At 67.3% G+C, this 22086-nt stretch carries 22 protein-coding genes; 7 read left to right on the plus strand and 15 right to left on the minus strand.

Annotated elements, in window-relative coordinates:
• The first annotated feature begins 1 nt into the window (after position 1).
• The 7 genes from pufQ (at position 2) to dxs (ending at position 5808) form a co-directional block, all read left to right on the plus strand.
• A complete protein-coding gene (gene pufQ, locus ACQY5B_RS06570; protein WP_043145765.1) occupies positions 2-226 on the plus strand; it encodes a cytochrome PufQ in 225 nt (74 codons plus the stop codon).
• 134 nt (positions 227-360) lie between these two features.
• Positions 361-510 carry a light-harvesting antenna LH1, beta subunit gene (gene pufB / locus ACQY5B_RS06575; protein WP_043145768.1) on the plus strand — a complete coding sequence of 50 codons (150 nt, stop codon included), beginning with the start codon at positions 361-363 and terminating at the stop codon, positions 508-510.
• A 14-nt stretch (positions 511-524) separates the two neighbouring features.
• On the plus strand, positions 525-692 hold the full coding sequence (gene pufA / locus ACQY5B_RS06580; RefSeq protein WP_043145809.1) for a light-harvesting antenna LH1, alpha subunit: 168 nt from the start codon (positions 525-527) through the stop codon (positions 690-692).
• A 124-nt stretch (positions 693-816) separates the two neighbouring features.
• On the plus strand, positions 817-1656 hold the full coding sequence (pufL, locus tag ACQY5B_RS06585) for a photosynthetic reaction center subunit L (protein WP_420325873.1): 840 nt from the start codon (positions 817-819) through the stop codon (positions 1654-1656).
• 2 nt (positions 1657-1658) lie between these two features.
• Positions 1659-2642 carry a photosynthetic reaction center subunit M gene (pufM, locus tag ACQY5B_RS06590; protein WP_420325872.1) on the plus strand — a complete coding sequence of 328 codons (984 nt, stop codon included), beginning with the start codon at positions 1659-1661 and terminating at the stop codon, positions 2640-2642.
• A gap of 5 nt (positions 2643-2647) precedes the next feature.
• Complete coding sequence (gene pufC / locus ACQY5B_RS06595; protein ID WP_305972469.1) at positions 2648-3763, plus strand: photosynthetic reaction center cytochrome PufC; 1116 nt, start codon at positions 2648-2650, stop codon at positions 3761-3763.
• Between the two features lie 107 nt (positions 3764-3870).
• A complete protein-coding gene (dxs, locus tag ACQY5B_RS06600; protein WP_420325871.1) occupies positions 3871-5808 on the plus strand; it encodes a 1-deoxy-D-xylulose-5-phosphate synthase in 1938 nt (645 codons plus the stop codon).
• 67 nt (positions 5809-5875) lie between these two features.
• Here dxs and ACQY5B_RS06605 read toward each other — a convergent pair whose 3' ends face one another.
• The 15 genes from ACQY5B_RS06605 to bchF all read right to left on the minus strand — a co-directional run bounded on the left by ACQY5B_RS06605 (position 5876) and on the right by bchF (position 21831).
• Positions 5876-6334 carry a c-type cytochrome gene (locus ACQY5B_RS06605; protein WP_420325870.1) on the minus strand — a complete coding sequence of 153 codons (459 nt, stop codon included), beginning with the start codon at positions 6332-6334 and terminating at the stop codon, positions 5876-5878.
• A 58-nt stretch (positions 6335-6392) separates the two neighbouring features.
• Positions 6393-7607 carry a 5-aminolevulinate synthase gene (gene hemA / locus ACQY5B_RS06610; protein ID WP_420325869.1) on the minus strand — a complete coding sequence of 405 codons (1215 nt, stop codon included), beginning with the start codon at positions 7605-7607 and terminating at the stop codon, positions 6393-6395.
• Positions 7597-8412 (minus strand): putative photosynthetic complex assembly protein PuhE, encoded by an 816-nt coding sequence (puhE, locus tag ACQY5B_RS06615; protein ID WP_420325868.1) that lies wholly within the window; start codon positions 8410-8412, stop codon positions 7597-7599. Before puhE ends, hemA begins: the two co-directional genes overlap by 11 nt.
• A gap of 61 nt (positions 8413-8473) precedes the next feature.
• Entirely contained in the window at positions 8474-9598 is a 1125-nt protein-coding gene (acsF, locus tag ACQY5B_RS06620; RefSeq protein WP_420325867.1) for a magnesium-protoporphyrin IX monomethyl ester (oxidative) cyclase, read from the minus strand.
• Positions 9595-9891 (minus strand): O2-dependent cyclase accessory protein, encoded by a 297-nt coding sequence (locus tag ACQY5B_RS06625; protein ID WP_420325866.1) that lies wholly within the window; start codon positions 9889-9891, stop codon positions 9595-9597. Before ACQY5B_RS06625 ends, acsF begins: the two co-directional genes overlap by 4 nt.
• A 17-nt stretch (positions 9892-9908) precedes the next feature.
• Positions 9909-10382, minus strand: coding sequence for a photosynthetic complex assembly protein PuhC (puhC, locus tag ACQY5B_RS06630; protein WP_420325864.1), 474 nt, complete (start codon positions 10380-10382; stop codon positions 9909-9911).
• A 10-nt stretch (positions 10383-10392) separates the two neighbouring features.
• Positions 10393-11034 carry a photosynthetic complex putative assembly protein PuhB gene (puhB, locus tag ACQY5B_RS06635; protein ID WP_420325863.1) on the minus strand — a complete coding sequence of 214 codons (642 nt, stop codon included), beginning with the start codon at positions 11032-11034 and terminating at the stop codon, positions 10393-10395.
• A gap of 21 nt (positions 11035-11055) precedes the next feature.
• Positions 11056-11823: a photosynthetic reaction center subunit H gene (puhA, locus tag ACQY5B_RS06640; RefSeq protein ID WP_420325862.1), complete on the minus strand. Its 768-nt coding sequence runs from the start codon at positions 11821-11823 to the stop codon at positions 11056-11058.
• A 43-nt stretch (positions 11824-11866) separates the two neighbouring features.
• Positions 11867-13303, minus strand: a complete 1437-nt coding sequence (locus tag ACQY5B_RS06645) for a PucC family protein (protein WP_420325861.1) — start codon at positions 13301-13303, stop codon at positions 11867-11869.
• Positions 13300-13980 (minus strand): magnesium protoporphyrin IX methyltransferase, encoded by a 681-nt coding sequence (gene bchM / locus ACQY5B_RS06650; protein WP_420325860.1) that lies wholly within the window; start codon positions 13978-13980, stop codon positions 13300-13302. The genes ACQY5B_RS06645 and bchM overlap by 4 nt, the downstream gene beginning before the upstream one ends.
• Complete coding sequence (gene bchL / locus ACQY5B_RS06655; protein WP_420325859.1) at positions 13981-14880, minus strand: ferredoxin:protochlorophyllide reductase (ATP-dependent) iron-sulfur ATP-binding protein; 900 nt, start codon at positions 14878-14880, stop codon at positions 13981-13983. It lies immediately after the preceding gene.
• Between the two features lie 106 nt (positions 14881-14986).
• Entirely contained in the window at positions 14987-18559 is a 3573-nt protein-coding gene (locus tag ACQY5B_RS06660; protein ID WP_420325858.1) for a magnesium chelatase subunit H, read from the minus strand.
• Complete coding sequence (gene bchB, locus ACQY5B_RS06665; protein WP_420325857.1) at positions 18549-20072, minus strand: ferredoxin:protochlorophyllide reductase (ATP-dependent) subunit B; 1524 nt, start codon at positions 20070-20072, stop codon at positions 18549-18551. The genes ACQY5B_RS06660 and bchB overlap by 11 nt, the downstream gene beginning before the upstream one ends.
• Positions 20069-21346 (minus strand): ferredoxin:protochlorophyllide reductase (ATP-dependent) subunit N, encoded by a 1278-nt coding sequence (locus tag ACQY5B_RS06670; protein WP_420325856.1) that lies wholly within the window; start codon positions 21344-21346, stop codon positions 20069-20071. The genes bchB and ACQY5B_RS06670 overlap by 4 nt, the downstream gene beginning before the upstream one ends.
• Positions 21343-21831, minus strand: coding sequence for a 2-vinyl bacteriochlorophyllide hydratase (gene bchF / locus ACQY5B_RS06675; protein WP_420325855.1), 489 nt, complete (start codon positions 21829-21831; stop codon positions 21343-21345). Before bchF ends, ACQY5B_RS06670 begins: the two co-directional genes overlap by 4 nt.
• Between the last annotated feature and the right edge of the window lie 255 nt (positions 21832-22086).

The raw sequence follows: 22086 nt of genomic DNA on the forward strand, positions 1-22086 counted from the left end.
GATGACCGACGTCACATCCAGCAGCCTGGGACAGACGCATGTCCGGCGCCGGCGCCGGGCCGAGTTCCACGTCTATTTCACCCTGATCTTCCTGCTTGCGCTGCCCTCGGAAACGATCGGCTGGGCGCGGGCGGTGATCCGCCAGAGGTCGCTGAACCTGCACGGCCCGCTGGCCCGCGCCTGGCGCGAGGCGGACCGGATCACGCCGATGATCTTCTCGGTCTGACCCACAGGGGCAGCCACCGAGATCCGACCTGACTGCCCGTCACGGGCGGACAGACCCCCTGAGGGACCGTGAAGGCCCCAAGGGACCCGGCCGCGGGGTTCGCGGCGTCAGCATAGCGTTCCGGAGGAAAGTTTATGGCTGATCAAAACGACCTGTCCTTCACAGGTCTCACCGACGAGCAGGCCCAGGAACTGCATTCCGTCTACATGAGCGGCCTCTGGCTGTTCGCGGCGGTCGCAGTGGTTGCCCACCTGGCAACCTACATCTGGGCCCCCTGGTTCTAGGAAAGGATATGGACGTGTCCAAGTTCTACAAGATTTGGCTCATCTTCGATCCTCGCCGCGTGTTCGTCGCGCAAGGCGTCTTCCTGTTCCTGTTGGCCGTCATGATCCACCTCGTGGTTCTGTCGAACGGCGTCAACTGGTTCGAGAACGCGGCCGCATCGCGTGCCGCGGCCGATGAGTGACCAGGGGACAATCGTCCCATGAAAGCGTTGCGGGCGGCCGGCCCGCCCGCAGCGAACGCGCACCTCACACCTTAACGACGGCTTGAGATCTGATCGAACGGGCCGCCAAAAGCGGGGAAATACGATGGCGTTGCTCAGCTTCGAGAAAAAGTACCGCGTCCGCGGGGGGACGCTGATCGGCGGGGATCTCTTCGATTTCTGGGTCGGCCCCTTCTATGTCGGTTTCTTCGGTGTCACGATGGCCTTCTTTGCGGCCCTCGGCACCATCCTGATCTTCTGGGGGGCGGCCCACCAGGGCACCTTCAACCCCTGGCTCATCAACATCGCACCGCCCGACCTGTCCTACGGGCTGGGGGCAGCGCCCCTGATGGAAGGGGGGCTGTGGCAGATCATAACGATCTGTGCCACCGGCGCCTTCATCAGCTGGGCCCTTCGCGAGGTCGAGATCTGCCGCAAGTTGGGGATGGGCTATCATGTGCCTTTCGCCTTCGGCTTTGCCATCCTGGCCTATGTCACGCTGGTGATCTTTCGTCCGGTGCTGATGGGCGCCTGGGGGCATGGCTTTCCCTATGGCATCTTCAGTCACCTCGACTGGGTCAGCAACACCGGCTACGCCTACCTGCATTTCCACTACAATCCCGCGCACATGCTGGCGGTCAGCCTGTTCTTCGGCACCACCCTGGCCCTGGCGCTGCATGGCGGGCTGATCCTCTCGGCAGCCAATCCTGAGAAGGGCGAGGAGATGAAGACGCCGGATCACGAGGACAGCTTCTTCCGTGACTTCATCGGCTACTCGATCGGCACACTGGGCATTCACCGGCTGGGCTTCCTGCTGGCGATAAACGCGGTCTTCTTCTCGGCGGTCTGCATCATCATCTCGGGGCCGGTCTGGACCAGCGGCTGGCCGGAATGGTGGAACTGGTGGCTCGATCTGCCGATCTGGCCCTCTCAGGCGGGAATGTGATCATGAGCGAATATCAGAACATCTTCACCCAGGTTCAGGTCGAAGGGCCGGCCGAATGGGGCATGGATAACGAGAACGACCTTGCCTCGGAACGTATCGTCACCCCCGGTTTCAGCCGCCTCGTCGGCTGGGTGGGCAACGCCCAGCTGGGGCCGATCTATCTGGGCTGGACCGGGATGATCAGCCTGGCCACCGGCGCGCTGGCGATCTTCATCATCGGGCTCAACATGCTGGCGCAGGTCGGCTGGTCGATACCCGAGTTCCTGCGCCAGGGATTCTGGCTGGCGCTGGAGCCGCCCAGCCCGGAATACGGGTTGACCATCCCGCCGCTGAACGACGGCGGTTGGTACATCATCGCATCGCTGTTCCTGCTGGTTGCGGTTTGTACCTGGTGGTTGCGCACCTACCTGCTGGCCGAACAGCACAAGATGGGCAAACATGTCGCCTGGGCCTTTGCCAGCGCGATCTGGCTGTTCCTGGTGCTGGGCCTGTTCCGGCCGATCCTGATGGGATCCTGGTCAGAGGCGGTGCCCTACGGGATCTTCCCGCACCTCGACTGGACCACCGCGTTCAGCATCCGCTACGGCAACCTCTACTACAATCCGTTCCACTGTCTCTCGATCGTCTTCCTTTACGGTTCGGTGCTGCTCTTCGCGATGCACGGCGCAACGATCCTGGCGGTCAGCCGGTTCGGCGGCGACCGCGAGCTGGAACAGATCGTCGACCGGGGCACCGCCTCGGAACGGGCGGCGCTGTTCTGGCGCTGGACGATGGGGTTCAACGCGACGATGGAGGGCATTCACCGCTGGGCCTGGTGGTTTGCTGTGCTGACCCCGATCACCGGCGGCATCGGCATCCTGCTGACGGGAACGGTCGTCGACAACTGGTTCATCTGGGCGCAGGAACACCATTTCGCGCCGATGTATGACGGCAGCTATGGCTACGAGGCCTACGGGACCTACGAAGCCTTCATCGGACGGGAGTGAGCGCGATGTTCAAATGGTTTGACAAATGGAACCGCGAGCACCCCACCGATATAGAACGCCCGGCGATCCTGACCGGCGTGGCGGGCGCGGTGGTGGTGGCCGTGGTTGCCGTGATGGCGCTGGGCCAGCCATACAAGACCGACAGCCTGCAGACCGGCCCGCGCGGCAACGGCATGTCGGTGCCCGAGTTCGTATCCGACCTCGCCGTGCCTGACCCGGCCATCGCCGAGCTGTTCGATGACCCGCCCTATGTCCCCGAAGAGGGCGAGGAACTGGCGGGCGACATCTACCAGAACGTCCAGATCCTGGGCGATCTGACCGACGCCAACTTCAACCGGTTGATGGCGGCGATGACCCGATGGGTCGCGCCAGAGCAGGGCTGTGCCTATTGCCACGGCGACGGCGATCTCGAAACCTACGGCGAGGACAATCTATACACCAAGGTCGTCTCGCGCCGGATGATCGAGATGACCCGCAACATCAACGAGAACTGGGACGTGCATGTGAACGCCAACAAGCAGGTCGGCGTCACCTGCATGACCTGTCACCGGGGCCAGAACGTGCCCAGCGACATCTGGTTCAAGATGGGCGAGGTCAACATGGCCGCCGCCGGCTGGTCGGCAGTGCAGAACCGGGCGACGCCGCTTAGTTCCTACACCTCGCTGCCCTCCGACGCGCTGGAGAAATACCTGCTGGATGGTGATCTCATCGGCGTGCACGACCTCGAAAGCCGCGTCGCCGCGCGACCGGGGGACGAAGGCGTGCCAACGATCCAGGACGCGGAACGCACCTATGCGTTGATGAACTACGTCGCCAACTCGCTGGGGGTGAACTGCACCTTCTGCCACAACACCCGCGCCTTCTACGACGGAGGGCAGGTGACGCCGCAATGGGCGACCGAAAGCCTGGGCATCCAGATGGTGCTGGAACTGAACAACGACTACCTGGTGCCGCTGGCCGAGGTCCTGCCCGAGGACCGGCTGGGACCGGTGGCGGGGGACGCACCCAAGGTCGCCTGCCGTACCTGTCACAAGGGCTATCAGCAGCCTCTGCAGGGCACCAACGTGATTGCCGACTGGCCCGAACTGGCGACCTCTGACGCGCCGGACTACGGCCAGTGAACCCCGGGGCGGGGCGGCGCTGCGTCGCCCCGGTCCTTTCGTCCGGCCTGCCGCGCCGTCTGCATCCCCGTGGTGGCGCCATGCCGGACCAGCGACAGGAGCGCGCCATGACCCTTGCCGACAACCCCCACACACCGCTGCTGGACCGGGTGGCCGGTCCGTCTGACCTGCGCCGGATGCCCGACACGGATCTCGCCGCGCTGGCGGACGAGTTGCGGACCGAGGTGATCTCGGCCGTGTCGCAGACCGGCGGGCATCTCGGGTCCTCGCTGGGTGTGGTCGAGCTGAGCGTGGCGATCCACGCGGTCTTTGACACGCCAAAGGACAAGCTGATCTGGGACGTGGGCCACCAGTGCTACCCGCACAAGATCCTGACCGGGCGCCGCGACCGCATCCGCACCCTGCGCCAGAAGGACGGGCTGTCGGGTTTCACCAAGCGCACGGAATCCGAACATGACCCCTTTGGTGCGGCGCATAGCTCGACCTCGATCAGCGCGGCCCTCGGGTTCGCGGTGGGCCGCGACATGGGCCGGCCCACGGGTGACGCCATCGCCGTGATCGGCGACGGGGCGATCAGCGCCGGTATGGCCTATGAGGCCCTGAACAACGCCGGCGCCGCGGGGCGGCGGCTGTTCGTGATCCTCAATGACAACGAGATGAGTATCGCGCCCCCGGTTGGGGCCATGTCGTCCTACCTCAGCCGCATGTACGCCGCCGAACCGGTGGCGCGGATGCGCTCGATGGTCGAGGGGATGGAGGCCGCCATGCCCGAACCGATGCGCAGCGGCGCCCGCCGCGCGCGCCAGCTGGTGACCGGGTTGGGCGGGTCTGGCACGCTCTTCGAGGAACTGGGATTCGACTATGTCGGGCCGATCGACGGTCACGACATGACCCAGCTCTTGCCGGTGCTGCGCGCGGCGCGGGCGCGGGCGCGCGGCCCGGTCCTGATCCATTGCTGCACCGTCAAGGGCAAGGGCTATGCCCCCGCCGAAACCAGCGCCGACCGCGGGCATGGCGTGTCCAGGTTCGACCCCGCCACCGGGCCGCAAGCCGGCCCCGCCAAACCGGGCACCGCGCCCAGCTATACCAGCGTATTCGGCACGGCCCTGACGCAGGAGGCTGCGCGCGACGACCGGATCGTTGCCGTTACGGCAGCCATGCCCGATGGGACCGGCGTGTCCAGGATGGCGGCACGCTTTCCGAACCGTGTCTTCGACGTGGGCATCGCCGAACAGCATGGCGTGACCTTTGCCGCCGGCATGGCGGCCAGCGGGCTGCGCCCTTTCTGCGCGATCTACTCGACCTTCCTTCAGCGTGGCTATGATCAGGTGGTGCATGACGTCGCCCTGCAGAACCTGCCGGTGCGTTTTGCCATAGACCGGGCGGGCCTGGTGGGGGCGGATGGGGCCACTCATGCAGGGGCCTATGACATGGCCTACCTGTCGAACCTGCCGGGGTTCACCGTCATGGCCGCCGCCGACGAGGCCGAGCTGATGCACATGGTCGCCACCGCCGCCGCCCATGACGAAGGGCCCATCGCCTTTCGCTACCCGCGCGGTGCTGGCACTGGTGTCGCGCTTCCCGAACGGGGCGAAGTGCTGGAGATCGGGCGCGGCCGCGTGCTGGAAGAGGGCGAAGATATCGCGATCCTGTCCTGCGGAGCGCACCTGACGCAATGCCGAGAGGCCGCCGCCGCGCTGCGCGAGGCGGGCCATACCGTCACCCTGGCCGATGCCCGTTTCGTCAAGCCGCTCGACAGCGATCTTCTGCGCCGCCTCGCACTTGCCCACAGGGCGCTGGTGACGGTCGAGCAGGGGGCTGAGGGCGGGTTCGGTTGCGTCGTGCTGCACGCGCTGGCCCGGATGGGGCTGCTGGACAGTGGTCTTGCGATCCGGACCATCTGCCTGCCGGACCGGATCATCGAACAGGCCAGCCCGGACGAGATGTACGCAGACGCGGCGATGACCGCCGGTGACATTTTCCATGTCGCCCAGGGGGCGCTGGGCACCCGAGCCAAGGTGACGCCGCTGGCCCTGGCGCGCTGACCCGCGCAAACGAAAACGCCGCGCCCCCGGCGACCGGTGACGCGGCGAATCCTTGTCCAGCGATGTGTCAGTCGGCGCTGTCCTCGTCCAGCTCGGGTTCGGGCTCGACAGAGACCAGGTAGGCCCAGACGTTCGCCGCATCCTCGTCGCTGCGGGCGCGGAAGGTCATCTTGCCCCGGGCCGAGCTGTCGTCGAGGTAGTCCTTGAGGAAATCGGTGGCATTGCGGACGTAGGGCACGAAATGCTCTTCGTCCCAGGCAAGGCCTGCCTCTCCGGCGGCGACCATCGAGTCCGAGTAGTTGAAATCCTCGTAGGTGCCCGCCGTTCGTCCGGCGATGCCATACAGGTTGGGGCCGACCTTGCCGCCCTTCTGGATTTCATCGCCCTCGGGCGTGACGACCATGTGGCAGGCTCGGCACTGTCGAAAGACCTTTTCCCCTTCCTCCGGATCGCCGGTCGCATGGCTTTCCGCCAGCACGGGGGGCGCGACCGCGCAGAAGGCGGCGGCTATCACAAGTGGTTTCATTCGTACTTCTCCCTTTCGGATGACGTAGTGCGGTTCTGCCGGGAAACGAGACCAGCCTTCAGGCGACCGCATGCGCGATGGCGCATTGTTTCCAGAGCACGGTGAGCGCCTCGACCAGGTGGTCGATGTCGGCGTCGGAATGCAGCGGGCCGGGGGTGAAGCGCAGGCGCTCGGTGCCCTTGGGCACGGTTGGATAGTTGATCGGCTGCACGTAGATCCCCCAGTCGCGCATCAGGATGTCCGCCAGCATCCGGCATTTGACCGGGTCCTTGATCATCACAGGGATGATGTGGCTGTCGTTGGCCAGGTGCGGGATGCCCCGCCGGTCCAGTGCCGCGCGCAGACGCGCCACCTGGCGGCGCTGCTGCCGGCGCTCGGTGTCCGAGACCTTCAGATGCGCGATCGAGGCCTGGGCCGCGGCCGCAACCGCCGGCGGCAGCGCGGTGGTAAAGATGAACCCCGAGGCAAAGCTGCGGATGAAATCGCACAGCGCGCGCGAGCCCGAGACATAGCCGCCCATGCAGCCATAGGCCTTGCCCAGCGTGCCTTCGATCAGGGTGATCCTGTCGGCCAGGCCGCGCGCCTCGGCGATGCCGCCGCCGCGCGGGCCATAGAGACCCACGGCATGCACCTCGTCGAGATAGGTCATGGCGCCGTGCCGTTCCGCCACGTCGACGATCTCGGCCATCGGGCAGATGTCGCCATCCATCGAGTAGACGGACTCGAAGGCGACGATCTTGGGCGCATTGGCGGGCAGCGCCGCCAGCTTGCGGTCCAGGTCCTCGGGGTCGTTGTGGCGCCAGATCACCTTCTGCGCGCGGGAATGGCGGATGCCTTCGATCATGCTGGCGTGGTTGGCGGCGTCCGAGAGGATCACCGCATCCGCCAGCCGGCTGCCCAGGGTCGAGAGCGCGGCCCAGTTCGAGACATAGCCCGAGGTGAAGAGCAGCGCCGCCTCCTTGCCGTGCAGGTCGGCGAGTTCACGTTCCAGCGCGACGTGGTGCGCATTGGTGCCCGAGATGTTGCGCGTGCCGCCCGCCCCGGTGCCGCACTGGTCCACCACCTCCTTCATCCGCGCGCGAACCGCCGGATGCTGCCCCATCCCGAGGTAGTCGTTCGAACACCAGACGGTCACTTCGTCCGGCGTGTCGGCGTCATGGCTGCGCGCGGCGGGAAAGGCCCCGCAGCGGCGTTCGAGTTCCGCGAAGATCCGGTAGTTGCCCTCGTGTTTGAGCGCGTCGAGCTGGGCGGTGAACAGGGCGTCAAATTCCATGAGGTTCCTCCGGGTGTCGTGTCGTCTTGGCAGGGCGGGGCGCGGGCAGCATCCAGCGCCAGAGTTTCGCATCGGGCAGGGGCAACACCATCAGCCAGTGTTCCAGCAGCGCCAGCGCGGTCAGGGCCGCCAGCAGGGCGAACCCCGTGGCCGCCCCGGGCATTGCCGCTGCCGCCAGCCGTTCCAGCCAGCAGGCGGTGGCCAGGCTCAGCGCCATGACCGAAACCGGGAACAGCCAATTGAGCCGCTGCACGCGGAAATGGCTGGCAAGGTGCGAGAGCGCCTCGGGGATGAACTCGTTGTTGATCCGGGGTACGCCGAAAAAGAGGTTCAGCTTGGCCGAGATGCGCGCGAAGTAGAGGATGGTAAAGGTCCAGGGGGCGACGCTGTTCGTGGCGTCATGGCCGTGCAGCCAGATCGCGATCAGCACCGCGGCCAGCAACATCTCATGGTAGGCGATGGTGCCCCAGGCGCGGATAAAGCGTTCCCATTCCGGCAGGTCACCGGGGCAGGCATAGGGATTGGGGCCGGTGATCGCACCGGTCATGAACGACAATTCAATCCAGCCCCAGACCGCCAGCGCCGACAGGAAGGCCCAGTAGGCGGCGCCAGGGCCGTTCAGCCCCTGGGTGACGTGAATGCCCCAGGCGCCCAGTGCCAGCAGGGGCAGACCCGCCAGCGTGACCGCTCGCCGTGCGCGCGGGCCGTGCCGGTCTGCCATGCGAACGGCGATCAGGATCGCCCCGGTGGAAAACCACCAGAGAAACAGCGCGGCCAGCGCGGCGACCCATGGCGCGCCCGTCATGATGGGCCCGGCCGAAAGGCGCCGCCTGCGCAGAGGCACCGGGGGATATGCGCCCGGTCAGTCAATAGGCCGGCTCCAGCCGGGTGCTGGCCGGCAGACGATGCTTTTTCGCCGGGATGAAATAGAGCCCGGCAAAGGCGGTCACCGCCCGCATCTGCGCCGAGATCCGCCGCGCGAACCCGGCCACGCCGCCCTGTTTGCGGGCGCGGTCAAGATCGGCATTGGCCCGTTGCAACCGCTTCAGCCCGGCCGACCAGCGCGGGCTGTCGATGTCCAGCGTGATCGGAAAGATCTGTTTCGACAGGGTGCTGGTCTTGGCAAAGACCTCTTGCCCGTACCAATCCGGATCGACGCCAAGCGCCTTGTGAAAGGCCGGGCGCTGGTGGTCGCGGACATACATCGTGGCAAAGACCGCCGTGAGAAAGAACTTGATCCACAGCACGTTGACGCCCGAGGTCAGTTTCGGATCGGTCTTCATCAGCAGGGCAAAGGCCTCGCCGTGGCTGAACTCGTCGTTGCACCATTCCTGGAACCACTTGAAGATCGGGTGAAAGCGGTGCTCGGGATGCGCCTCGAGGTGGCGATAAATGGTGATGTACCGCGCGTAGCCGATCTTTTCCGACAGGTAGGTGGCGTAGTAGATGAACTTGGGCCGGAAATAGGTGTATTTCTTCTTCTGTGTCAGAAAGCCGAGGTTCACCGCCACGCCTGCCTCGCGCAGAGCGTCGTTGATAAAGCCCGCGTGCCGCGCCTCGTCCCGTGCCATCAGCTGGAACAGCTGGGTCACGTCCTTGTTGGTGCCGCGCCGCTTCATCTCCTTGTAGAGCACGCAGCCCGAGAATTCGGCAGTGCAGGAGGAGATCAGGAAGTCGATGAATTCCTTGCGCAACTGCGGCTCCATCCCGTCCCAGTCGATCCGGTCCCAGTCCTCGTTCTTCTTGAAATGGCCCTTGTTCGGGTCGCTGACCATCTGCGCGATCAGCCGGTCCCAGTCGTCGCGCACCGGGCTGACGTCGATGGCGTCCAGCTCGTCGAAATCGGTGGTGTAAAAGCGCGGCGTCAGCAGGGTGTTCTGCATCGCCGTCTCGGTGGCAGCCTTGCTGTCGAACTTCGCCTGTTCCGCCTGGATCGCCAGGCCTTCCTCGGCGGTGGTGGCGTCGGCGCTGTGCATGTTCTGGACGTTCATAGCGTGACCTCCTCGGAGAAGGAGAATTCGCAGAGCTCCATAACCTCGAAATCGCCGGTCAGCCGGGTCCAGAGCCGTTCCAGCCCGGAGGCGCGGATAATCGTCGCCTCGCGCGCCTCGCGGATCACCTCACCATAGGGCGCCATGATCTCAGGTCCGTGGACCCGGACGCTGTCGCCCGGGTAGACAGTGGTGCCGTTGTCGAAACACACATGCGCGTGCAGGCTCTCGAACCGGTGAGAGATCTCTACCGTGCAGTGCGCCCTTTCCAGTTCATGTGTCAGCCATCCCATTTATTGGCCTCCTTCCCTCATTGCGCCAGCAAACGCCCGAAGGCCCTGGCATTGCCTGCGCCGAACCCCATCAGGTCGGCGCGCCACCCGGTGCTGCGGTCGTGCAGTTCGAGCCTTCCGGTATCGCGTTGCAAGAGCGTGACGGGGGCGTCAGGCGCGACGCCGTGTTTGCCACGCTCGTGCAGCAGGACCCGGTAGACACCGGAGATGAATCCGCCCTCTTCGGGCGCAAGATCGGCGATCAGCACACCCTCGGGCGTGTGGACCCGCGCGGCACCGGCCATGTCGCCGGACAGCACGATCTCGCGGCTGAGGGTCACGGCGCCGCCGGGCGGCAGGGCCTCCAGCGGACGGTCGGTCAGGCGGGCGGCGGTCACCAGTGCCAGCACCGTCAGCATCAGCAGGCCAACCAGCCGCACCATGACGCGCGGGACAAGCTCCTTGTCGTCGGCGGGGCGTCTCAGGCGGGGCGGCATGGCGGTGCGGGACATTGCGAAACCTCTATTCTGCGGCCAGGGTCGCGGGACGGGCAGGGGTGCCACGGGCTACGCGGGGCGTCGCGATCTCGGCCTCAGCCTGGTTTGCCAGCAGGCGCGCGACGTTTTCGGCCTCGGGGATGCAGCGCAACGCGGGCTGCGTGCGGCGCAGCACCCAGGGGCGCACATGCGGCCAGCACACCAGGTAGGACAGGCGCACGTCCCCGGGCAGCAGGTCCAGCGCGATGGTTCCTGTGCCCCGGCGGCGCAATGACAGGTCGGCGCTGCGGATCTGGCTGTAGGGCAGGTTCAGCGTCACGGTCAGCGCAGCACCGATGCGCATCGCGACCCGGCGATTGGTGATCGTGTAGACCGTGGCCCGGGCCTGGACAAAGCCGACGACCATCAGCAGCGCGCAGACGATCGCGCCCAGGATCAGGAAGGGGGACGAGGCCGCAAAGGCCTGAACCGCGCTGCCCTGGTCGACCAGCGTGACAAAGCGCCAGGCCGCCAGCCCGGCAAAGTAGAGCGCCACCCATTTCAGGTTCAGTGCCTCCACCGTCAGCACCCACCAGTCCGGACGCCCCTGCCAGAGGATCCGCTCTCCCTCCGGCGGGTGTTCGGGCAGGCCGCGGACCGGCTCGAAGGCGAAATCGTCGTGGCTCATGGCGCTTTTCCTTTCAGGGTCTCAGCCCAGCTGCGGCTCTTGCCGCGCGGCGCTGGCGTAAAGCGTGCCGCCGCCGAACCAGGCGCAGATCTTTTCCTCTTCCAGCAGCGTTACCTGCCGTGGCGAGGCATGTTGCGGCACGCCCGCGAACTGCGCGCCAAAGATCGAGCGCACGCGAACGCCGTGCTTGCCGATGCGGGCCATCGTCATCGGGATCAGCCGCTTGCCCGCCTCGTCGTCCAGCGTCACCTCCAGGTAGCGGACCAGCTGTTCCGGCGCGTCCACCCACATGTCGGAAATCTTGCCGACGACGGTGCCGTCCCCGGCCACCACGGGCAGCCCGCGCGGGTCGCGCCCGGCGGCGACGTGAAAGGTGCCGGTGGCATTCATCGGCACGATCTTGGGGTGGCCGTGGCCGTCCAGTTCCGGTACGTCGCGCCGTGCCGCCCAGGAGGCGGGGCCGACACCATCGGCCATCGGGTCGCCGGTCGGCTCAAAGGGGAACCCGTCCGAGGCGGCGGTACGCGCCAGCGCCAGGTCGGCCCGTTCCCGGTTCTGGCCCGATGGCACGGTAACGGTGCCGCGCCCGTGGGGCAGCGCAAAGGTCTTGTCGTCGGGAACCGGGAACATGCCCTGGTTGGGCGCCGGATCGCCGTCGTCGTTCTCGAGCGGATAGCCCTCGCGCATGTTCTCGCGCTGGATATAGTAGATCAGCAGGGCGAAAAAGACGAGAAACAGCCAGAGCGCAAGGCTCGCCAGGTCGAAGTTTCCAAAGAAGGGGTCTACCATTGGTCTGTCCTTTCCAGGGTGTCCGTGTGCTCGCCTCGGGGTCTCAGGTGGGGAAATCCGCAAGTCCGATGCGGGTCTCCGATTGCGGGGTGGGGGGCTGTCTGCGCAGGCGCACCAGCGGACCAAGGGCCGCGAGGGTCACGAAAAGCAGCCCGATTTCCATGTGATAGACAAAGGCATAGCCGGTGGCGGGGGATTGCAGCGCAGTGCCCAGGTCGCCGGCAATGGCCAGCGCCCCGATCCAGTCGCGCAGGCCCCCACCAAGCGCGATGGCCAGCCCGGCGCCTGTGGCCTGTGCGGCCCCCCAGGCGCCCAGGGCCAGGCCGTGCCCGGCCCGTCCCGTGGCGGGCATCCGCATTGCTGCCAAAAGGGTCGAGACGGCAAAGAGCCCGCCACCCAGGCCGATCAGCCCGGCACCGGCAAAGAACAGCCCGGGGGCCTGCAACGGCGCGGCAAAGATCACCGCGCAGAATCCCGCGATCCCGGTCAGAATCCCGGTTCCCGCCATGCGCATGGCGTCCCGACCGTGCGCCAGGGCCCGGCCCGCCAGCCCAAAGCCCGCCAGCGCGCCGGCTGCCCAGATGGCGGTCAAGAGCGTGGTGGTGGATACGCGCAGGCCCAGGATCTCGCCGCCGTAGGGTTCCAGCAGCACGTCCTGCATGTTGAAGGCCAGCGTGCCGAGGAAGACCACCGCCAGCAACCGCCCGGCCTCTCCGCCAGCCAGCAGGTCGGCCCAGGCTTCGGCAAAGCGCGGCCGGGGCGCTTCGCGTTCGGCGCGCGACATAGGGCGCATGTGCTCCTGTTTCCACAGCGCGATCAGGTTCAGCAGGATGCCGACGACGGCCGCGCCCTGTACCACGCGGACCAGCGTCAGGGGGCTGAAGTCCCGCAACAGCCAGCCGATCAGCAGCGCCGATCCCCCCATGCCCAGCAGGAACATGACGTAAAGCAGCGCCACCACGCGCGGACGCGTTTCCGCATCGGCGCGGTCCGTGGCCAGGGCCAGCCCGGCGGTCTGGGTCATGTGCAGGCCAAGCCCCGTCATCAGGAAGGCCAGCGCCGCCAGCACCTCTCCGGCGAAGGGAAGTTGGTGCACCGCGTCGCCCGACAGAACCAGCAGCGCAAAGGGCATGACCGCCAGCCCACCCATCTGCCAGAGCGAGCCGAACCAGAGGTAGGGAATGCGTTTCCAGCCGATCGCGCTGCGGTAGGTGTCCGACCGGAACCCCAGCAGCGCCCGGAACGGCGCGATCAGCACCGGCAGGGCGATCATCGCGGCGACCACCGTGGCCGCCACCGAAAGTTCGACGATCATCACCCGGTTCAGCGTGCCCAGCAGCATCACCGTCGCCATTCCGACCGAGACCTGGAACAGCGACAGCCGCAACAGCTGCCCCATCGGCAGGCCGGGGCTGGCGGCATCCGCAAAGGGCAACAGCCGCGCCGTCAGGGCCTTGAGATGGGCGGGGCGCAGGATCATGAGGCCAGCTCCATAGCCTGACTGATGTAGAAGCCGACCGAGACCCGCTCCAGCACCGACAGCGCCCCGGGCGCCCCGGCGCGCCTCAGCGCGCGCGACAGCCGGGCCGGGGCATGCGGCACCATCACCGGCGACCGGTCGGCGCGCGGGAACAGCTGCCCCATGCGCCACATCGCCATCAACAAGGGCGTGCGCGGGGCCACGGTAAACACCAGTCGGCCCTCGGTGCGGCGGGCCAGCCCCTGCAGGGCCTGCGCGATGTCACTTTCGGCGTAGTAGATCAGGCTGTCCATCGCGGTCACATGGTCGAACCGGCCAAGCGCCGGGTCCAGCATGTCGCCGCTGGTGAAATGCACCTGCCCGCGCAAGTCGATGGGTAGGCGGTCACGCGCGATCCCGACCAGCGCCGGGGAAATGTCGACGGCCACCACCTCGGCTCCGCGCGCCGCCAGTTCGGCGGTCATCTGCCCGGTGCCACAGCCCGCGTCCAGCACCCGCGCCCCGCGCAGGTCGTCGGGCAGGCGCGACAGGATCCGTGCCCGCATCGCGTCGCGCCCGCGCCGCACGGTCTCGCGGATGCGGCTCACCGGCGCGTCGCTGGTCAACCGCTCCCAGGTGCGGGTGGCGGTGGTGTCGAAATAGGTCTCGACCCGGGATCTGGTGACCTCGTAGCTCATTCAGTCGAACCCCAGCATTTCAAAGATGTCGCGGTCTTCCATCGGCGCCGGCGCCAGCGGTTTGGTCCCGCGCCAGAGCGTCTCGGCTAGCCGCAGGTATTCCGCCCGGCAGGCGACGATGTCCTCTTCGTCGTCCATCTCGAAGAGTGTCTTCTTCTTCAGCCGCGACCGGCGGATGGCGTCGACGTCGGGCATATGCGCGATGCGGTCGAAGCCGACCCTTGCGCAATAGCGATCGACCTCGTCCGTCTCGCGCGAGCGGTTGGCGATACAGCCCGCCAGACGCACCTTGTAGTTGGCCGACTTGGCCTGCACCGCGGCGATGATCCGGTTCATCGCGTAGATGCTGTCGAAATCATTGGCGGTCACGATCACCGCGCGGTCGGCGTGCTGCAGCGGCGCGGCAAAGCCGCCACAGACCACGTCGCCCAGGACGTCAAAGATCACCACGTCCGTGTCTTCCAGCAGGTGGTGCTGTTTCAGCAGTTTCACCGTCTGACCCACGACATAACCGCCACAGCCGGTCCCGGCGGGCGGCCCGCCCGCCTCGACGCAATGCACGCCGCCCCAGCCTTCGGTCACGAAATCCTCGGGGCGCAGCTCCTCGGCGTGGAAATCCACCTCCTTGAGGATGTCGATCACCGTGGGCTGCAACCGCCCCGTGAGGGTGAAGGTACTGTCATGCTTGGGATCACAGCCGATCTGCAGCACCCGCTTGCCCATCTTGGCAAAGGCCGCCGAGAGGTTGGACGAGGTCGTCGACTTGCCGATGCCGCCCTTGCCGTAGACGGAAAAGACCTTGGCCCCCTCGATCCTGGCGTCGGCGTCCTGGTGCACCTGTACCGAGCCTTCGCCGTCCTGACCGCGCCGCAGCTGCGGGATGTCGTCTCTCGGGCTCATGAAGTCCTCCAAACGGGGCGCAGCGCCCCTTGTTTCTTTGGGCTGCAAATACTCCGGGGTCCGGGGCAGAGCCCCGGTCCGGCCGTGTCGGATGCGCAACGCCCGGTCATTCCGCAGCCACCCCTTCCATCCGGTCCTCCAGCGCATCCGCCGCCTCGCGCAGCGCCGCCAGGGTTTCGGCGCTGGTCTGCCAGTAAGCGCGGTCGTGCGCCTCCAGCAGCCGGTTCGCCATCCGGGACGAGGCCGCCGGGTTCAGCGCCGCCAGCCGGTTGCGCATGTCCTCGTCCAGAACGAAGGTCTCGGAGATCCGCTGGTAGACCCAGGGCTCGACCTCCCCGGTGGTGGCCGACCAGCCCAGCGTGTTGGTGACGTGGCTCTCGATCTGGCGGACGCCCTCGGCGCCATGTTTCAGCAGCGCCTCGTGGAACTTGGGGTTGAGCGACCGGGCGCGTGTTTCCAGCGCAACCTGGTCGGCCAGGCTGCGGACCTTGCCCGCACCCCGCGTCGTGTCCGAGATGTAGACGGCGGCGCCCTGACCGCCGCGCGCGCGTTTCACCGCGCGGGAAATCCCGCCCAGCGTGTCAAAGTAATGGTCCACCGTGGTCACGCCCAGCTCGACGGATTCGAGGTTCTGATAGGCCAGGTCGACCCGGGCCAACGCCCGTTGCAGCAGTGCCGGGCGGGCCTGTGCCTTGCCGTCGGTGCCATAGCCGAAACTCTTGCGCGCCTCGTAGGCGTCGGCCAGTTCGTTCTCGTCGCCGAAGGCGGAGGAATCCACCATCTGGTTGACGTTCGAACCGTAGGCGCCCTCGGCGTTGGAAAAGACCCGCAGAGCCGCCTGCGCCATGTCGCAGCCGGTTTCCTCGATGCAGGCCAGCGCATGGGCGCGGATGAAATTGCGGTCGGCGGGCTCATCGGCCTCTGCTGCCTTCAGCGCCGCCTCGGCCAGCATCCGGGTCTGCAGCGGCAGCAGGTCGCGGAAGATGCCCGACAGGGTCATGACGACGTCGATCCGGGGCCGCCCCAAGTCCTCCAGGTCGATCAGTTCGGCGCCGCAGAGCCGCCCGAAGCCGTCGAACCGGGGCCGCGCGCCCATCAATGCCAGCGCCTGCCCGATGGGCGCCCCGTCGGATTTAATATTGTCCGACCCCCAGAGAACCACGGCGATGCTGCGCGGCATTGTCTTGTGCGTGTCCAGCAGCAGGTCTGCCTGTGCCGCGCCGTCGCGGCAGGCCAGCGCGCTGGGCATCCGGAAGGGATCGAAGGCATGGATGTTGCGCCCCGTGGGCAGGATCTCGGGCGAGCGGATCAGATCGCCGCCCGGCACCGGCGGGGTAAAGCGCCCCTCCAGCGCCCTCATCAGCGCGGGCAGTTCCGTATCACGCCGCAGTTGCGCCGCGATCTCCTCGCGGTCGGCCTCGGGCGGCAACAGCTCCACGTAGCTGTTGCGTGCCTCGGGCGTCATGGCGCGCCCGACCACATGCAAACCCTCGGGGATCAGCGCCGTTTCGGTTTCCAGCAGGCGCAGCCACAGCGCCTCGGGGTCGGTGCCCCCCATGTCCAGCGCCTCTGCCTGGTCGGCGATCAGCGCGGCGATCTCGTCGCGGGCGGGATCGCCGGGGGCGGCGGCGCGCCAGCGGGTCAGGCTGTCCTTCAGCTCGGCCAGCCCCTTGTAGAGCCCCGCCGTCGCCAGAGGCGGCGTCAGGTGAGAGACCGTCACCGCGCCGCTGCGCCGCTTGGCCAGCGTTGCCTCTGAAGGGTTGTTGGCCGCATAGAGATAGACGTTCGTCATGTCGCCGATCAGGCGGTCGGGCCAGCAGGCGGGGCCGGGGCCGGCCTGTTTGCCGGGCATGAATTCCAGGGCGCCATGCATCCCGAAATGCAGCAGAACATCGGCGCGGAACCGGTCCCGCAGCCAGAGGTAGAACTGCGCAAAGGCATGGGTCGGGGCAAAGCCGCGCTCGAAGAGCAGGCGCATCGGGTCGCCCTCGTATCCGAAGGCGGGTTGCAGCCCGACAAAGATTTTGCCGAAGGTGGCACCAAGGATGAAAACGCCGCGCCCGTCGCTTTGGACCTTGCCGGGGGCGGGACCCCATTGCGCCTCGATCTCGTCCAGCCAGGGGGTGTCGGTCACGATCCGTTCGGCGTCAACATGATCGACCACGTTGGCCTCTTGTCCGTACTGGCGGGCGTTGCCGCCCAGCACCGTCTCGCGCAGCGCCTCGACACTGGCGGGCGGGGTCAGGTCATGGCCGCGATCCGCCATCGCGTGCAGCGTATTGAAAAGCGACTGGAACACGTCCAGGTAGGCCGCTGTCCCGGCGGCCCCCGCATTGGGTGGAAAACCGAACAGGACGATGCCGACCCGCCGCTCGGCCACCCGTGAACGGCGAAGGGCCGCCAGCCGGTCGACCCGGGCGGCCAGCGCCTCGATCCGGTCGTGACAAGGGGCCAGCGCCTTTACCGTCGAGGCCGCCTGGCAGGCCCGCGCACAACCGTCGCAGCCCGACGGCCCGTGACGCCCAGCAAAGATCGTCGGGTTGGTCGCGCCGTCCAGCTCGGGCAGGGCGATCAGCATGGTGGTCTCGATCGGGCCCAGCCCCTGCGCCGAGGCGGCCCATTCGCCCAGCGTCTGGAACTCCAGCGGATGCGCGGCGACATAGGGCACGTCCAGCGCCTGCAACAACGCGGTGGCGGCGGCGTTGTCGTTATAGGCCGGCCCGCCCACCAGCGAGAACCCCGTCAGCGACAGCAGCGCGTCGATTCTGGCGCCGTGCTGGTCCCGGAAAAAGCCCTCGATGGCGGGGCGCCCGTCCAGGCCCCCGGCAAAGGCGGGCAGGACGCGCAGGCCGCGCGCCTCAAGCGCGCGGATCACCGCGTCGTAATGTGCCGTATCGCCGGACAGGACATAGCTGCGCATCATCAGCAGGCCGACGGTGGCGCGCGGTGCCGCCGGGCCGGGCAGGTCGGCGGCATCGGTGGCGATACGGTCGGGCAGGTCGGGGTGGTACAGGCCCACCTCTGGGTAGTCCTGCGGTGCCGGGGCTTCGGCCCCGCGCCAGTCCGCGTGGCGGCAATAGCGCGAGATCAGGAAGCGGATCAGCGCCTCGACATTGTCGTCGGACGCGCCCAGCCAGTATTGCATGGACAGGAACCAGGCCCGCAGGTCCTGCGCGCGGCCCGGAATCAACCGCAGGATGCGGGGCAGGCGGCGCAGCATCCGCATCTTGCGGGCGCCGTCCTGCACGCCGGACTTGCCGCTGCCGCGCAGCTTTTTCATCAGCTTGCGCACGCCGCTGTCCGGGGCCGCCATGTCCAGCCCGCCCATGCGGGTCAGCTTGACGATGCGTGCGTCCGAGATCAGCCCCGCCATCGCGTCGCAGCTTTCGCGCCGCGCCTGCAGGTCGGGCAGGATCGCGCGGATGTGCTCGTCGAGGAACAGCAGGCTGGTGACGATGATGTCGCCCGTGGCGATGTCGCGGCGCGCGGCCTCCAGCGCCTCGGGGTGTTCGCCCCATTCGGCGGCGGCATGGATCGCGACGCGCAGGCCGGGAAACTCGTTGCGCAGCCGGTCTGCGGCCCGGGCGCAGGGACCGGCGGCATGGGCGTCCAGCGTCAGGATCACGACGCTGTAGCCGTCCGGGGCGCCGGGGCCACCTATGAACCCGTCATCGCGCATAATGGGCCTTTGCGTCATAAAGCGTGTCCAGCCCGATCCGGGTCAGACCGCGTTCGCTGGCATAGGTTTCGGTGTTGCGGCGCGCCTTGCCGCGCACGAAAAAGGGCACCTTGCGCAACTCGCGCTCGGCCTCGTCCAGCCATATGACCTCGCCGCCAGAATCGGGCGCCTCGGCGGCATCGGGATCAGGAGTGCGTGGCGTGGCGGCGGCGCCGTGATGGCTGGCCCCGGCATCGTCGTGAAACTCGAAATCCTCGCGGAACATGGTCAGCAGGTGCTCTTCCAGCCCCATGACCAGCGGATGCACCCAGGTGTCGAAGATCACGTTGGCGCCCTCTATCCCCATCTGGGGCGAGTAGCGGGCGGGAAAGTCCTGGACGTGGACCGGCGCGCTGATGACCGCGCAGGGAATGCCAAGGCGCTTGCCGATGTGGCGTTCCATCTGTGTGCCCAGGATCATCTCGGGGGCCAGCTCCGCGATGCGGGCCTCGACCTCGAGATAATCCTCGGTGATCAGCGCCTCGACGCCATGCTCGCGCGCCAGGGTGCGGACCATCCGCGCCTGTTCGCGGTTGTAGCAACCCAGTCCCGCCACCTCGAACCCCATCTCGTCCCGGGCGATGCGGGCGGCGCTGGCCACATGGGTGCCGTCGCCGAAGATGAAGACGCGCTTGCCCGTCAGGTAGGTGCTGTCGACGCTGGCGGAATACCACGGCAGGCGCAGGCGGTTTTCGTCCAGTGCCACGGACCGGCCCGTCAGGGCTGCGACCTCGCCCAGGAAATCGCGGGTGGCGCCGACCCCGATGGGGACGGTGCGGGTATAGGGCTGGCCCAGCTCACGCGCCATCCAGCGGCAGGCGGCCTCTCCGGTCTCGGGGTACATCAACACGTTGAAATGCGCCGCGCCCAGCCGGGTCAGGTCCTGCGGCGTGGCGCCATAGGGGGCGCAGACGTTCACGCCGATCCCCATGTCGCCCAATAGGGCGGTCAGTTCGGTGATGTCGTCGCGGTGGCGGAACCCCAGGGCCGTCGGGCCGATCAGGTTGCAGGTGACATCGGCCGATCTGTCCATCGGACGGGCGAGGGCGCGGACCAACTGGAACAGCGTCTCATCGGCGCCGAAATTCTCCTTGCGCTGGTAGCTGGGCAGGTCCAGGGGGATCACAGGCACCGGCAGGCCCATCGTCTCGGCCATGCCGCCGGGATCGTCCTGGATCAATTCCGCGGTGCACGAAGCGCCGACGATCATCGCTTGCGGCTGGAACCTGTCGTAGGCGGCCAGACAGGCGGTCTTGAACAGCTGCGCCGTGTCGGCGCCCAGGTCGCGCGCCTGGAAGGTGGTGTAGGTCACCGGCGGACGGTGGTTGCGCCGCTCGATCATGGTAAACAACAGGTCGGCATAGGTGTCGCCCTGCGGCGCGTGCAGGACGTAGTGCAGCCCCTTCATGGCCGTCGCGACGCGCAGCGCGCCCACATGCGGCGGACCTTCGTATGTCCAGACCGACAGCTTCATTCCGCCGCCTCCAGCCGCAGGGCCGCGCGGCGGCGCAGGGGGCGCGAGAAGAGCCCGGCCAGATCGCCCGCCTGTTCGTAGAAATGCACCGGGGTAAAGACCAGCTCGATGGCCCACTTGGTGGCCAGCCCCTCGGCCTCCAGCGGGTTGGCAAGGCCAAGGCCGCAAACGGTCAGGTCCGGCCGGGTGCCCCGGCAGCGGTCCAGCTGACGTTCGACGTCCTGTCCTTCGGTCAACAGCGGGCCGCGATCCAGCAGGTCGAGTTCCGGCCCGACGACGGCGCGGTGGATGTAAGGCGTGCCGACCTCGATGGCCCGCATCCCGCATTCGCGGGTCAGGAAACGCGCCAGCGGGATTTCCAGTTGGCTGTCGGGGAAGAAGAACACAGACCTGTCGCGCAGATCCTCGGCGGCCCGGGCCACGGCGCGGGCGGCGCGGGCACGGGGCGCGGCGGTCACGGCATCGAAATGCGCCTGATCAACGCCGAATTCCCGCGCCACGGCGGTCAGCCACGCGGTGGTGCCCTCCTCGCCAAACGGGAACGGCGCGGGAATGTGCCGCGCCCCGCGCCGTTCAAGGGCGGCAAGCGTGCCCCCCAGGAACGGCTGTGTGAGGGCGAAGACGGTGTTCGGCCCGATGGCCAGGCCGCTGTCGGCATGGCGCGCGGGCAGGACGGCGACGTCCTCGATCCCCAGCTTGCTCAAAAGGTCCAGCGCCTGGTCCTCGACCACGTCGGGCAGGGCGCCCACGAGGATCAGCTGCCGCCGGTCGGTCTCTGGCAGGGCCGGAACCATCGCGGCCAGGCAGGCGTCTTCGCCTTCGGTGAATGTCGTCTCGATCCCCGAGCCCGAGTAGTTCAGCACCCGCACCTTTGGGGCGTGCCGCGCCGACAGCCGTTCGGCGGCGCGCGACAGGTCCAGCTTGATGACCTCGGACGGGCAACTGCCCACCAGGAACAGCTGGCGGATGTCAGGACGCCGTGACAGCAGGCGGTCGACCTCGCGTTCCAGTTCCTCCTGCGCATCGGCCAGCCCGGCGAGGTCCGTCTCTTCGAGAATCGCGGTGCCGAAACGCGGCTCGGCAAAGATCATCACTCCGGCGGCGCTTTGCAGCAGGTGGGCGCAGGTGCGGCTGCCGACAACCAGGAAGAACGCGTCCTGGATTTTGCGATGCAGCCAGATGATGCCGGTCAGCCCGCAAAAGACCTCTTGCTGGCCGCGTTCGGCCAGGACGGGGACGTCACGGCATCCTGTTGCGGGGGCGGGTGCGGTCATGCGGGCACCGCCGCCTGCAACCGCGCGGCCCGCAGTTTCAGCAGGAACTGGGCCGCGTTGACGACATAAGCGGCGTAGGCCGCCAACGCCAGCAGCATCAGCCCGCCCGGTGTCAGGCTGCCCGCCAGCAGCGCCCAGACATAGGCGCTGTGCAGGGCGATCACGACCATACTGAAGACGTCTTCCCAGAAAAAGGCGGGGGCAAACAGGTATTGGCCAAAGACGACCTTTTCCCAGATCGCCCCGGTGACCATGATCAGGTACAGGAACCCGGTCTTGACCAGGATCGAGACGGTTGCCGCCTCATAGCCCGCGCCCGTCGCCATGTAGCGCAGCACCAGTGCCAGCGAGATCAGAAAGGCCAGGAACTGCAGCGGCGCCAGGATGCCCTGAACCAGGGTCCAGGCGCTCTCGTCGCGGCGTTGCTTCTGCGCCTGCGTGTAGAGCGTCTCGCGGCCGGAGTCCTCTTGGATCTGTCGCAGCATCTTCGCCCTCCCCAGCGGAGAAATCACCTCTGATGCTAGGGGGCGGGTTCGTGAAGTGTCAATTAAAACTTACACTCGCGATGGCAGAAATTTCTGACGCCGAAGGGTGGCGCGAGTCCCCCAATTGCAGGCCTTGCCCTGCGAAAAAACGCGCTATCTCGATTAAAGTTCGGTGTTTTCATCTGCTTGACGACAGTGAGGGAAACTCGATGTCAATTAAAATTGACAGATGCCTGTGCCGTCCGCACACTCTTG

This window comes from Antarctobacter sp. (assembly GCF_965277915.1).
GTDB lineage: Bacteria > Pseudomonadota > Alphaproteobacteria > Rhodobacterales > Rhodobacteraceae > Antarctobacter.